The sequence below is a fragment of the Phycicoccus elongatus Lp2 genome (genome assembly GCF_000367525.1).
Lineage (GTDB): Bacteria > Actinomycetota > Actinomycetes > Actinomycetales > Dermatophilaceae > Phycicoccus_A > Phycicoccus_A elongatus.
This window is the reverse complement of sequence record NZ_HF570956.1, coordinates 2,066,136-2,077,863: the sequence shown is the minus strand read 5'-3', so window position 1 is coordinate 2,077,863 and position 11,728 is coordinate 2,066,136. Positions and strand designations below refer to the sequence as shown.

The window sequence follows — 11,728 nt, the reverse complement described above, 5'->3', positions numbered from 1 at the left end:
CCCGCCACGACGGCGGTCGCCCCACCACCGAGCCAAGCGGCCGCACGGTCGTAGCTCAGGCCGGCCAGGTAGCCGACGACGACCACCACGACACCCCAGACGATCCCGCCGGCAGCGTTCCAGATGAGGAAGCGGCGGTAGGGCATCCGCGAAACGCCCGCCCGAGCCGGCATCACGGCGCGGAAGAAGGCCGTCCACCGCCCGAGGAAGACCGCGGCCATCCAGTCGGCCAGATGGCCCACCGTCTGAACGTGCTCCCAACGATCGCCCAAACCGCCGAGATATCCGGCAGTAAGGCTCGGTGCCTCATCGGTCCGCCACATGACTCGTCATCTGGCCGTAGGCGCTGGGCCGAGCACACAGGCGGTGACCATGGTTAGGGGGACGGCTGATGCTCAGCGCGTCGCGAGTGCGATTGCGCGAGGAAGAGTTGACAGCTCGTTTGACCACGCCGAGGGGTTGGTCGAGGAGCTGCGCGGCGCGGTCGACTCCCGAAACCTCCGCCAGCTTGGCGATGGCAACAGCGATCTTCTGGTCGGCCGCGTCGACACGCTGCTGCACGCGAGCGCGAGATGCGTACGCCTTCGTCGTATCTGCAAGCGCGACAGTCTCGGCACGCTGCGCTTCCTGCAGCCGCCGACGAGCATTCTCACGAGTGGGCTGAGTTCATCACGTTTCCTTCTGGCTCGGTGGCATCGCTACGAGCACCTCGTTGTTGGGGCACGTGAGGGTTGTCGGTGCTGGGTGGCACGCTCTTGCTAACGGTGTCGCGGAGGAGGGCGCATGAGCAGAGGTCACGACCCAGCGAACTGGGTCGGAGAAGACGAACTTGTTCTTGCCGACACGGAGGGGATCGACTCGGCGCGTGCCGACGCTGCCATCGGGCAGGAGAAGCGCCGGAGCATCGGACTGGAACGCCGAGGGCAGTTGGAGCGGATTCGCGAAGTGTTCGGTTCGGGCGACCCTGATGGCGTCGACGATGTCAGGCTCCGCGTTCTCTACCACGTCATCGGCCACGTCCACGAGCAGAAATGGCGCGAAGCGGTCGATGAGGTTCGCAGCTGGCTGCTTGCCGACGCGAGGCAGGAGCATCGCGAATGGCGAGAAGCGCACTTGAACATGGACCGCGTGCACGCGACGCCATTGAACTGGGACGCGCTCTTCCTGCCGGATCGGCACGCCATTGCAGCGATGACCCACCGGCGCCGGGCGGCGATCGACTTGGCATCCGACTACCTGACCGGTTTGGACTCGCGATTGGTGGCCGAGGAGGAGACCACCTACCCCAACCCTTTTCAAGACTTGTGGATCGTCGACCCCGTCGACCCCAAGCATCGTGGCGAACACCGTGCTGGAGGCAATCTCGTTGTCGTGCCGACTGTCGGACCGGCGTACGCGGCCGGAACGAGCAGTGAGCCGCACACGGCCGAGACGATAGGGATGATCGGTCCACCCGATCTGCAGTGGGAGTTCGACTGACTAGGGTGCGGTCCAGCCCTCACGTGGTCACGGCGGGTTGCTGACCGGTGGCTGAGCATACCCGGGACTCCACGGCCCGGTTCAGCCTCCAGCTGCTCCTGCCGACTGCCTCGGGGCCAGACCGGGAACTGATAGTTTCCGGAAGTGACGAAGTGGATCTACTCTCCCAATTCCGGTAACTCGGCTCGCGCCTTGCTCGGGACCCACGGAGTGCAGCCCTTGGTGTGCGTCGGCATTAACCCATCCACAGCGGCTCCGGGAGACTTGGACCGAACGGTAGCAACCGTCAGACGAGTCGCCGTGAAGCACGGCTTCGACAGTTTCATGATGCTCAACGTCTACCCTCAGCGGGCTACCGACCCTCGGGATATGCACGTGACCATGGACGCACAGCTCCATGCCTGGAATATGGAGTCCATCGCACAGTTCGTCGGAGGGCGCAGCTTGTCAGTGTGGGCAGCTTGGGGGACGCTCATCGGGAAGCGAAGGTACCTGCCGCAGGCGCTCAGGGACATATCGGCCATGCCCGAGCTCGTGAACGCTTCATGGCTTAGCCGGGGGCCTCGGAGCAAGGCGGGGCATCCCCACCATCCCCTATACGTGCGGGCGGACGCTGAGTTGGATTCCTTCGACCTCCGTGCTTATCTCGCCCGGCTGTGATGGCTTACCCCGAGGTCAGCCTGCATCGGAGACTGACGAGCGTCCACGGGCGCCCCGCCCTACATGGCCATGAAGATCCGTGCGGGCGTCGTCGATCAGCGCATCGATTCTGTGCCTCACCGATTCGCCAGCGTCATCCAGAGCCTCGAGGCTGTCACTAGCGCGAAGTCCTTTGATCGCGTTGATGACCTCGCGTGCCTGCTCCTCGACGCCGGGCGACGGCGCCACCAAGCGCAGGCGGTAGTAGGCCTCCCAGGCGGCCGCACGCGTCAAGCGCACGTCCTCCGACTGCGCGTCCTGTATCTCGGGCAGATACCTAGAGGGAGCTCGGGGCCGTTCCAACGTGGCTTGCCTCCTCGGCAAGATGTCTCGAGTCCGCGTGCAGCAGTTGTATCGCGACCATCGCAAGTCGGATGTCACGCTGTTCAGCCACTGGAACTCGGGGGATCTCAAGGATCTTCAGGGCCGCCCGTCGGATGGTGTTCCCGCTGTGGAACCTCTTGTTCCAACTGCCGCAGAGTGCGATGGCAAGGTAACCCGGAGCCAACACTTCGTGATCCAGAACTCGGAGTCGATACACCCCATCCGAGGGGAAGTGGCCGCCCGCCTCATCGACTCGAGCATTGACGGTTTTCGCTACCGTGACCAAGACGTCACCCTTACGGGTCAGATCCGGGTACGAGCCATATTCGCCGTCGATGCCCAGTTCGCGCAGCGTGTCGTCGCGAACGTCCGCAGCCGTAACAATGCGCTCGCGAAGCTTTGCGGGCGTGCCCTCGTATCGGTCCTTCGGACGGCCCATCCGCAGGTCTAGCACCCCCTGATCGATCAATTCACCCACGGTCATGACTCGCGGCTTGGAGAAGCTCACGAGGTGCTCAAACGTATTGAGAACGTTCTGCAGTCTCGTCATGGTCTCGGTGATCGACGTCCAACCTTGGCGGTAGGTATCGGAAACGTCTGTCGGCTCTCGCTCGATGCGGTCCACCCACCGCTGAGCGTCAGAACTGAACCTCAGCCGAGACGTCCGCGACCGGAACCTCGGTGTGCGGAACCTAGTCGCGAGTATTTGGATCACTCAGCCAGGTGGCGACTCGCGTCTCGGGACTGTCGGTCTCCGAGGCGTCGACAAAAAGGATGCGCTCCGTGGCAGCCGTTCGGACTGGTCGTCGGAGCACCCACAGGGCCAAAGGGATGGAGACGTGCGGAAGCATCTTCCCGGGCAGTCCAACGACTGCCTCGACGCAACCTCGGCGGACGAGTTCAGTCCGGACCCGGCTCTCCTCGCCCCCACGGAAGATCGTGCCAGCGGGAGTAAGGACGAACCCGCGACCGTCTTCGGTGAGGTTGGCGATCACGTGCTGGAGCCAAGTCGTGTCAGCTGACGAGCGGGGTGGCGTACCAAACTCGAATCGCGGATCGATCAGGCGACCGGGAGACTGCTGCTTGATCCCGAACGGTGGTTCAAAGATGATCACGTCTGCCCGTAGCGATGGTTCGGCGTCTTCGAGGAGAACGTTGGTGCGTGCCAACTCCAGGTCGGCGCCATGCAACTGCGCTCGCTCCGACGCTATGTGAAGAGCTCGCGAGTTGATGTCGTGCCCGACCACTCGTGCCGGCGCCGCTACCAGGGCAATGAAATGCACGAGGGCAGCACCGATCCCGCAGGCGGGGTCGTAGACTACGCCCACGTCGTCGCCCCTATCCGCGACGCCGTCGCGCTCCAGGTCGGTGGGCTCCTGTGGCCCGAGATCGAACCTCCGCGGAACCGCGAATGAGACCACAAGCAAAAGCGCCGGTCCGGGCTGTGAGGCTCGAACCGGCGTTTCCGCTGGTGAATGGCGGTGGCGGTGGGATTTGAACCCACGGTGGAGTCACCCCCACACACGCTTTCGAGGCGTGCTCCTTTGGCCGCTCGGACACGCCACCGCCGACGAGGGTACCGGAGTTGGCAGCTCTCACCGAAATCGCTCCGGTGCCATCGACGCCACGGCGAACGCCAATCCGCCGATCACGGCCAGCGCCACACCCCGGGCGCCTGCGTCATCGCCTCGATCCATCGCCCTCGCCGGCGTCGCGCGAGGGTCGGCGCTTGTCGAAGAAGTCGAGCAGCAGGGCCGAGCACTCCTGCTCACGGACCCCGCCGATGACCTCCACCCGGTGCAGCGCGCGGCGCTCCCGGGGTAGGTCCCACACCGATCCGCAAGCTCCCGCCTTGGGGTCCCAGGCCCCGAAGACGACGCGCTCGACGCGTGCCAGCATCGCCGCCCCGGCGCACATGGCGCACGGCTCGAGAGTCACCGCGAGCGTGCACCCGTCCAACCGCCACGACCCCGTATGCCGTCCCGCCTCCCGCAGCGCGACCACCTCCGCGTGGCCGGTCGGGTCCCCCTCGGCTTCACGCACGTTCCACCCGGTCCCGATGACCTCGCCCTCGGCGGAGAGCACGACGGCACCGATCGGGACGTCGCCCGACCCGGCCGTGGCGGACGCCGCGGCGAGGGCGTGACCGAGCCACACGGCATACGGATCATCGGGGGGCACGGCCACGGGGCTCACGCGGTAAGTTTCGCGCATGCGCGTCCACGTTGCCGACCACCCGCTGATCGCCCACAAGCTGACCTACCTGCGGGACAAGCGCACGGACAGCCCGACCTTCCGGCGGTTGGCCGAGGAGCTGATGACCCTGCTCGCCTACGAGGCGACGCGGGAGGTGCGCGTCGAGCCCTTCGAGATCGAGACGCCGGTCGCGCCGACGACCGGCATCAAGCTCTCGAACCCCAAGCCGCTCATCGTCCCGATCCTGCGTGCCGGGCTGGGGATGCTCGAGGGCATGGTGCGGCTGTTGCCGAGCGCCGAGGTCGGTTTCCTCGGGATGCAGCGCGACGAGGAGACCCTCGCCATCACGACCTATGCCAGCCGGCTTCCCGAGGACCTCACCGGTCGGCAGGTCTACGTGCTCGACCCGATGCTCGCGACCGGAGGCTCGATGGGGGACGCGATCCAGTTCCTCGTCGATCGGGGCGCGTCCAACATCACCGCGGTCTGCCTCCTGGCGGCACCCGAAGGCATTGCCACCCTGCAGGCCCGGCTCGCCGACATCGACCCGCCGGTGACCTTGGTGACCGGCTCGATCGACGAGAAGCTCAACGAGCACGGCTACATCGTGCCGGGGTTGGGCGACGCCGGCGATCGGCTCTACGGCGTCGTCTGACGCGGCAACTGGGCACAACGCCGGGGGGCGACACGCGGGGCGCCCACCTCACTCGTCACACCAGTCACATCCGTCATGATGGCTCCCACGGGTGTGCATCCGGCACACCCGCCTGTGAGTGCGTGGAGGAGCGTCATGCCCCCGGTCAAGAAGATCGTCCTGTGGCTGCTCGTCATCTTCGCGCTCTACGCCATCTTGGTCTCGCCCGACGACGCGGCCTCACTGGTCGGCACGATCTGGGACATCCTCGTCAACGGCATCAAGAACATCGGGCGCTTCTTCGACACCCTCCTCAGCCGGTGACGGGATGCGGCGCCGGCGCCTGCGGCCGTACCTGAGGGATCGCCTCGCCCGCGACCTCCGCCGTTACCTCATCGAGGGCGAGATCCCGGTCGCTTCGGTGCGCCAGCACTGGATGAGCCAGATCAAGCCGATGGCTGCCTGCGCCGGGACCCTTGCGCTCGCGATCTGGATGGACCTCAAGGCCCCACCGACCGCGGCCGGCAACTCGGCCAGCCAGGCCTTCTGGCTGCTCTGGCTGGTCACCCTCGTCTGGCTCGGCTGGCGAGCGGTCAACTGGCGACGGGACTGGTTCGTCGCGACCGACAAGCGCTTCCTGCTCTTCTACGGCTTCCTGCACCGCCGGGTCGCGATGATGCCGCTGGCCAAGGTCACCGACCTGACCTTCCACCGCTCGGTCCCCGCCCGGATCTTCGGCTACGGCGACTTCCGCCTCGAGTCCGCCGGCCAACACCAAGCCCTCTCGCACATCGACTTCATCCCCGACGCCGACGCGCACTACCGCGCCATCTGTGAGGTCCTCTTCGGCGACGGCGCCCCGCAGGACGAGGACGATCTCGACTGGGGCGAGGATCCGGATGACGACAGCGGCGACGGGGGCGAACCACGTTCTCCCACAGCGCCTTCCGCCCCCGATGGGTATGCCGTCCGCCCTGCCCACGCCGGCGGCGAGCGGAGCGTCGTGACCCAGCCCCGCGGCATACCGGCCTCACCGGTGGACTCCCACTGGGCAGGCGATTCGATCTACCAGAGTGAGGACCTGGTCAAGTCCTCCCGCCTGGCCGACACCGGGGAGATCCCGATCGTCGTCGCGCGGCCGGACACGGTGACCACGCGGGTGCGGCGTCGACGCGGCTGACGACGCGCCCCGACTGACGACGCGGCTGATGGCGCGCCCGGACTGACGACGTGACTGACGACGCGACTGACCAGTAGTCGACACATCGGGCGAAGTCCGTCGAAGAGCGCTACGTTTCGTCCACGCGTTGCGTCCGCGTTGTCCGTTGTCATGGCGACGGAAAGCGCGGACACAAAGGTAGAGCGACACCAGGAAGGGGACAGCGCCCATGAACGTGATGCGCACCAAGTCGATCGAGCAGACGATCCGCGAGGGTGACGAGCCCGAGTACCAGCTCAAGAAGAAGCTGACCGCCCTCGACCTCACCGTCTTCGGTGTCGGCGTCGTCATCGGCGCCGGCATCTTCACCGTCGCCGGGCGGGCAGCGCACTCGCTGGCGGGGCCGGCGATCCTGCTGTCCTTCGTCGTCGCCGCGGTGTGCTGTGGTCTGGCGGCGCTCTGCTATGCGGAGTTCGCGTCCGCGATCCCCGTGTCGGGATCGGCCTACACCTTCTCCTACGCCTCGCTCGGCGAGATCGTCGCGTGGATCATCGGCTGGGACCTGCTGCTCGAGCTCATGCTCGGCGCCTCGGTGGTCGCGCAGGGGTGGTCGGCCTATCTCGGGGTTTTCCTCGAGCGGCTCGGCGTCACGATCCCGGAGTCGGTCGCCTACGGCTCGCACTTCGACCTGCCGGCCTTCCTGCTCGTAGCCGTCCTGACGGTGCTCGTCTCGATCGGCATCCAGGAGTCGATGCGGGTCAACATGGCGCTCGTCGCGCTCAAGGTCTTCATCGTGCTCTTCGTCATCGTTGCGGGCATCGGCTACATCAAGACCTCGAACTACACCCCCTTCATCCCGCCGGCGCAGCCCACCGAGGGCGGGTCGACGACCCTGGAGGCACCGCTCATCCAGACGCTCTTCGGTCTCACGCCGTCGGCCTTCGGCGTGGGCGGGATCCTCGCGGGCGCGTCCCTGGTCTTCTTCGCCTACATCGGCTTCGACGTCGTCGCGACGACCGCGGAGGAGGCCAAGAACCCGGCGCGCGACCTGCCGCGCGGCATCATCGGCTCGCTGGTCATCTGCACGATCCTCTACTGCGCCGTCGCGCTCGTCATGACGGGGATGGTGCGCTACGACCAGCTCTCGTCGGAGGCCTCGCTCGCCAAGATCTTCGAGGACGTGGGCAAGCCGTTCTACGCGACGCTCATCTCGGCCGGTGCCGTCGCCGGTCTGACGACGGTCGTCATGACGCTGCTCATCGGCTCCTCGCGCGTGGTCTTCGCGATGTCGCGCGACTGGCTGCTGCCGCCCTCGCTCGGCAAGACCAACCCGCGCACCGGCACGCCGGTCAAGATCACCGTCGGCATCGGCACGATCGTCGCGCTCGTCGCGGCACTGACGCCGATCGGCAAGCTCGAGTACATGATCAACATCGGCACCCTGACGGCCTTCCTCCTCGTGTCGCTGGCCGTGCCGGTGCTGCGGAAGCGTCGCCCGGACTTCGAGCGGCCCTTCAAGGTGCCCTTCTCGCCGGTGCTGCCGTGGATCTCGGCGGCCATCTGCGCCTACCTCATGCTGACCCTGCCGCTGGAGACGTGGATCCGCTTCGCCATCTGGATGGCGCTCGGGTTCCTCATCTACTTCGTCTACGGCTACAAACGATCGCGGCTCTCGGGCAACGCGCACCCGAGCGATGCGCCGCCGTCGGTGACCTCCACCTGAGCCGGGCCGCGGCTGGCTTGCGTCCGCGTCTTCCGTTGCCATGGCGACGGAAGACGCGGACGCAAGGGTCATGAGAAGGCGACGAGGGAGCCCACGCCGAACTCGGGCCACGTCGCGTCGCGGACGATCTGCCCGCTGGGGGTTCTGCGCGCCTGCTGACGCTCAGGGTCCGGTATGCCGCGGGCGCGGCCCTTCGCCAAGAGGTCGAGTTCGTTGAGGGACTCGGAACCGCCAACGATGTCGGCGAGGGTCGCCGCCAAGGCTCGTTGAAAGGGATGCCACCGCACTCGGTCCAACTCCGGGCGCAGGTCCTCCGCGGCCACGATCCCCTGCTGGACGGCCATCGTCTCCGTACGCAAGGGCTGGTCAGAGTGCGGCGAGGATCTCCTCGACCTTGGCCTTGGCATCGCCGAAGAGCATCTGCGAGTTCTCCTTGAAGAACAACGGGTTCTGCACTCCCGCATAGCCGGTCGCCATCGAGCGCTTGAAGACGATCACATCGCGCGCCTCCCACACGTGGAGCACCGGCATCCCTGCGATCGGCGAGCCGGGGTCGTCCATAGCCGCCGGGTTGACCGTGTCGTTGGCGCCGATGACGAGCACGACATCGGTGTCCGCCAGGTCGTCGTTGATCTCGTCCATCTCGAGCACGATGTCGTAGGGCACCTTGGCCTCGGCGAGCAGGACGTTCATGTGCCCCGGGAGACGTCCGGCGACCGGGTGGATCCCGAAGCGGACATTCACGCCGCGCTCGCGCAGCCGACGCGTGAGCTCGGCCACGGCATACTGCGCCTGCGCCGTCGCCATGCCGTAGCCGGGCGTGATGACGACCGACCGCGCTTCCTCGAGGAGCGCAGCCACCCCGGCCGCCTGCACCTCACGGTGCTCGCCGTAGTCGGCGTCGCCACCCGCCGACGAGCCGGCCTCCACTCCGAAGCCACCGGCGATGACGGAGATGAATGACCGGTTCATCGCCTTGCACATGATGTAGGACAGGTAGGCACCCGAGGAGCCGACCAACGCACCGGTGATGATGAGCAGGTCGTTGTTGAGCAGGAAGCCGGCCGCGGCTGCAGCCCACCCCGAGTAGGAGTTGAGCATCGACACGACGACCGGCATGTCGCCACCGCCGATCGACGCGACCAGGTGCCACCCGAGGAAGAGCGCGAGCATGGTCATCGCGCCGAGCAGCGTCTGCCGCACAGCCACCGCTGAATACGGCTGCAGCACATAGGCAATCGTCATCAGCACGAAGGCGACGATGATGCCCAGGTTGAGCAGGTGCCGCCCCGGCAGCACCAGCGGCGCCGACTTGATCCGCGCCGACAACTTGAGGAACGCGACGATCGAGCCGGTCAACGTCACCGCGCCGATGAAGACACCCACGAAGACCTCGACGTCATGGATCTTCGGATAGGCCGACTCCTCGTAGGACGAGTTCCACCCGACGAGCACGGCCGCGAGTCCGACAAAACTGTGCAGCAACGCGATGAGCTCCGGCATGCCGGTCATCTCGACCGAGCGCGCGCGCCAGATGCCGATGGCCGCACCGATCGCCATCGCTCCGGCGATCAGCCCCAGACCGATCCAGCCCGAGCCGGGCCGATCCGCACCGCCGGCCCCCAGCGGAGCGGCGTCGATGCCCCCGACCGCCGCGAGGATCGTGATGACGAGCGCGATACCCATCCCGACAACCCCGAAGCGGTTCCCAGCGCGCGCGGTCTCATGCTTCGACAGACCGGCCAACGCGAGGATGAAGAGCAGCCCGGCGACAATGTAGGCACCCTGGACCAGGGTGAGGGAGAGAGTCATCGCTTGACGTCCTCACGCTTGAACATCTCGAGCATTCGGGCGGTCACGGTGAAGCCACCGAAGACGTTGATGCTCGCGACGAGGATGCCGATGAAGGCGATCACCGTGACCCACAACTTGCCCGCATGGCCCACCTGGAGAAGGGCGCCGACGACGATGATGCCGCTGATCGCGTTCGTCACCGACATCAGCGGCGTGTGCAGGGCGTGATGCACGTTGCCGATGACGTAGAACCCGATGACGACCGAGAGCATGAAGACCATGAAGTGGCCGAGGAAGGGCTCGGGCGCGAAGGCCGCCACCGCGAGGAAGACCAACGCGGCCGCCCCCAGGAGTCCGAGGCGGGTGCCGGCCGCCATGGGCTTCTTCTCCGGCTTCGCGTATGCCGCAGCGCCGGCCGTGGCATCCGCCCCACCCGCCGCCCGGGTCGGCGCCGCCGACACCTGCACCGGAGGTGGCGGCCAGGTGACCTCACCATCGCGCACGACCGTCACGCCCCGCTGCACGACATCGTCGAAGTCGAGGGTGAGTTCGCCGTCCTTCTCCGGAGTGAGCAACTTGAGCAGGTTGACCAGGTTGGTGCCGAAGAGCTGGCTGGCCTGGGTCGGCAAGCGGCCCGGGAGGTCGGTGTAGCCCAGGATCGTCACGCCGTTGTCTGTGACGATGCGCTGGTCGGCGACGGATCCGGCGACATTTCCACCGTTGCTCGCGGCCATGTCGACGACGACCGAACCGGGCTTCATCGAGGCCACCATCTCCTCGGTGATCAGGCGTGGCGCCGGCTTCCCGGGGATGAGGGCCGTGGTGATGATGATGTCGACGTCCTTGGCCTGCGCGGCATACAACTCCTTGGCGGCCTTGTTGAAGTCCTCCCCCATCTCCTTGGCGTAGCCGTCCGTGCTCACCTCGGTCTTCACGGCGACTCGCAGGAACTCCGCGCCCATCGACTCGACCTGCTCGGCGACCTCGGGGCGCGCGTCGAAGGCACGCACGATCGCGCCAAGCGAATTGGCCGCACCGATGGCAGCGAGCCCGGCGACCCCGGCACCGACGACGAGGACCTTGGCCGGCGGCATCTTGCCGGCGGCAGTGACCTGACCGGTGAACATGCCGCCGTACTCATTGGCCGACTCGATCACCGCGCGATACCCGCCGAGGTTGGCCATCGAGGACAGCACGTCGAGCGCCTGGGCACGCGAGATGCGCGGCACGGCATCCATCGCGAGGGCGGTGACGCCCCTCTGCGCGAGGGCGGCGACGAGGTCGGGGTTGAGGGCCGGCGCGAGCAGGGAGATGACGGTCTGGCCGGGGCGCAGTCGGGCGACCTCGGCGTCCGTGGGCGGGTTGATCTTGAGGATGACGTCGGCATTCCAGACGGCCTCATCGACGAGGTCGGCGCCGGCCTTCTCATAGGCACCGTCGTCGAAACTGGCCTCCGCCCCAGCGCCCTGCTCGACGAACACGGCATACCCGAGGGCAATCAACTGCTCGACGGTCTTGGGCGTCGCAGCGACCCGGCGTTCGCCGGGTTTGGACTCCTTGGGCACACCGATGCGCACGGGAACCTCTTTCCAGGTCAGGGAAACCGGATCGAACCTACCGAACCCGAGGCGCCCCTGCTCTGCGTTGTGACCCGCGAGACCCTCGCCACCAGATCGGCTGGCCCGCGCCGCCCCCATTTCTCAACCCAGTTCGTATGCCG

The 11,728-nt window shown here is 66.9% G+C and carries 14 protein-coding genes and 1 tRNA gene; 6 read left to right on the top strand and 9 right to left on the bottom strand.

The features are described from left to right. Positions 1–242: VTT domain-containing protein (locus tag BN10_RS09980; RefSeq protein WP_324603522.1), on the bottom strand; the 242-nt coding region annotated here is incomplete at its 3' end. A 685-nt stretch (positions 243–927) separates the two neighbouring features. Here BN10_RS09980 and BN10_RS09970 point away from each other — a divergent pair. Then, complete coding sequence (locus tag BN10_RS09970; protein ID WP_156917202.1) at positions 928–1,479, top strand: hypothetical protein; 552 nt, start codon at positions 928–930, stop codon at positions 1,477–1,479. 144 nt (positions 1,480–1,623) lie between these two features. After that, entirely contained in the window at positions 1,624–2,139 is a 516-nt protein-coding gene (locus BN10_RS18285; RefSeq protein WP_040751424.1) for a DUF1643 domain-containing protein, read from the top strand. 15 nt (positions 2,140–2,154) lie between these two features. On the opposite strand, the gene BN10_RS09960 is transcribed toward BN10_RS18285, so the two are convergent. The 5 genes from BN10_RS09960 to tadA form a co-directional block, all read right to left on the bottom strand. Next, positions 2,155–2,412 (bottom strand): hypothetical protein, encoded by a 258-nt coding sequence (locus BN10_RS09960; RefSeq protein ID WP_156917201.1) that lies wholly within the window; start codon positions 2,410–2,412, stop codon positions 2,155–2,157. Between the two features lie 43 nt (positions 2,413–2,455). Beyond that, entirely contained in the window at positions 2,456–3,127 is a 672-nt protein-coding gene (locus BN10_RS09955) for a restriction endonuclease subunit S domain-containing protein (RefSeq protein ID WP_010851116.1), read from the bottom strand. Positions 3,128–3,194: 67 nt separating this feature from the next. Beyond that, complete coding sequence (locus BN10_RS09950; RefSeq protein WP_040751416.1) at positions 3,195–3,923, bottom strand: HsdM family class I SAM-dependent methyltransferase; 729 nt, start codon at positions 3,921–3,923, stop codon at positions 3,195–3,197. Positions 3,924–3,978: 55 nt separating this feature from the next. Then, positions 3,979–4,068 (bottom strand) — tRNA-Ser (locus tag BN10_RS09945). Positions 4,069–4,182: 114 nt separating this feature from the next. Beyond that, positions 4,183–4,689, bottom strand: a complete 507-nt coding sequence (tadA, locus tag BN10_RS09940; protein WP_010851112.1) for a tRNA adenosine(34) deaminase TadA — start codon at positions 4,687–4,689, stop codon at positions 4,183–4,185. A 25-nt stretch (positions 4,690–4,714) separates the two neighbouring features. On the opposite strand from tadA, the gene upp reads away from it, so the two are divergent. The 4 genes from upp to BN10_RS09925 all read left to right on the top strand — a co-directional run bounded on the left by upp (position 4,715) and on the right by BN10_RS09925 (position 8,214). After that, positions 4,715–5,353 (top strand): uracil phosphoribosyltransferase, encoded by a 639-nt coding sequence (gene upp / locus BN10_RS09935; protein ID WP_010851111.1) that lies wholly within the window; start codon positions 4,715–4,717, stop codon positions 5,351–5,353. Between the two features lie 135 nt (positions 5,354–5,488). Further along, complete coding sequence (locus BN10_RS17365) at positions 5,489–5,656, top strand: hypothetical protein (RefSeq protein WP_010851110.1); 168 nt, start codon at positions 5,489–5,491, stop codon at positions 5,654–5,656. A gap of 4 nt (positions 5,657–5,660) precedes the next feature. Beyond that, a complete protein-coding gene (locus tag BN10_RS15765; protein WP_010851109.1) occupies positions 5,661–6,512 on the top strand; it encodes a PH domain-containing protein in 852 nt (283 codons plus the stop codon). Between the two features lie 208 nt (positions 6,513–6,720). Continuing rightward, positions 6,721–8,214, top strand: a complete 1,494-nt coding sequence (locus tag BN10_RS09925; protein ID WP_010851108.1) for an APC family permease — start codon at positions 6,721–6,723, stop codon at positions 8,212–8,214. Between the two features lie 68 nt (positions 8,215–8,282). On the opposite strand, the gene BN10_RS09920 is transcribed toward BN10_RS09925, so the two are convergent. Genes BN10_RS09920 through BN10_RS09910 form a run of 3 tightly spaced genes read right to left on the bottom strand, consistent with a single transcriptional unit; the run spans position 8,283 to position 11,585 of the window. Next, positions 8,283–8,573, bottom strand: coding sequence for a hypothetical protein (locus BN10_RS09920; RefSeq protein ID WP_198014045.1), 291 nt, complete (start codon positions 8,571–8,573; stop codon positions 8,283–8,285). 7 nt (positions 8,574–8,580) lie between these two features. Beyond that, positions 8,581–10,026, bottom strand: coding sequence for a Re/Si-specific NAD(P)(+) transhydrogenase subunit beta (gene pntB / locus BN10_RS09915; protein ID WP_010851106.1), 1,446 nt, complete (start codon positions 10,024–10,026; stop codon positions 8,581–8,583). Then, complete coding sequence (locus BN10_RS09910) at positions 10,023–11,585, bottom strand: Re/Si-specific NAD(P)(+) transhydrogenase subunit alpha (protein WP_040751409.1); 1,563 nt, start codon at positions 11,583–11,585, stop codon at positions 10,023–10,025. Before BN10_RS09910 ends, pntB begins: the two co-directional genes overlap by 4 nt. Positions 11,586–11,728: the final 143 nt, after the last annotated feature.